This window comes from Poinsettia branch-inducing phytoplasma str. JR1, assembly GCF_000309465.1.
In the GTDB taxonomy this organism is placed as follows: Bacteria; Bacillota_I; Bacilli_A; order Acholeplasmatales; family Acholeplasmataceae; genus Phytoplasma; species Phytoplasma pruni.
The window spans coordinates 1-779 of sequence record NZ_AKIK01000076.1 but is presented as its reverse complement, the minus strand read 5'-3'; the positions used below and the strand labels follow the sequence as shown (position 1 = coordinate 779).

2 pseudogenes are annotated in these 779 nt (G+C 25.7%); both read right to left on the bottom strand.

Annotated features, from left to right (window positions below):
* Window positions 1-371: pseudogene (locus tag ON17_RS01915) on the bottom strand (replicative DNA helicase); the annotation flags it as partial.
* 18 nt (window positions 372-389) lie between these two features.
* Window positions 390-779, bottom strand: a pseudogene (locus ON17_RS01910) (hypothetical protein); the annotation flags it as partial.

Below are 779 nucleotides of genomic sequence, written 5' to 3'. Positions count from 1 at the left end.
AGTTGTTGGAACAGTTTTTCTTGGGTATAGGTGTGTTTTAGATTGTCTAAGAAATCAAGGTTATTTTCCTTACTAAAATCATTATTTAAAAAAGATAAGAATTCTTTAGTAAAATTATCTTTTGGAAAATTAGTTTGAAGATAGGTGAGTAATTCTTTGATTATCTCAGTTTGAGATTTTATTTTATCCCAAGGATGAGTTGTTTGTTTTTCTAAAAATAAATATTTTAAAGCTGTAAATATTTTTGCATTTAGGGGGTTAAGTAGATTTTTGGGGTTGATTATTTGACAGTAAAGATTTAACTTTTTCCATTGGCCTTGTTCGATATAATTTATTAGTTGTTGTAACGCTTTTTGTTCGTTGGTTAACATTTTATATTAACTCCTTTTTTATTTTTTAATGATGTTGATGTTAGAAAAAGGGATGAATTTGGTGATAAGTAAATTTTGTAAAAAATCGTTAGCTGAAACTGAAAAAACATTAATTACTTGATTAATGCCTTGGACTTTTCCTTGCTTGATTTTATGATTTAATCTTTGAGTTTCTGTTTCATTGTTGGTTAATAAATAGAATTCAAAACGAGTATCTAATTTTTTGAGTTGTTGGGCCTCTATCATAGCTTGTTTATAGCGGTCACGGAGACAAGTTTTGAAATTGAAAGCAATTATTCGTTTATTTTTAGTAAATAAAACTAAATCAAATTTAATGTCTGGGATAAAAAATAAATTTACTTGAAAGTATAAATTAGTGATGCCTTTATTTTGAAAATATAATAAAAT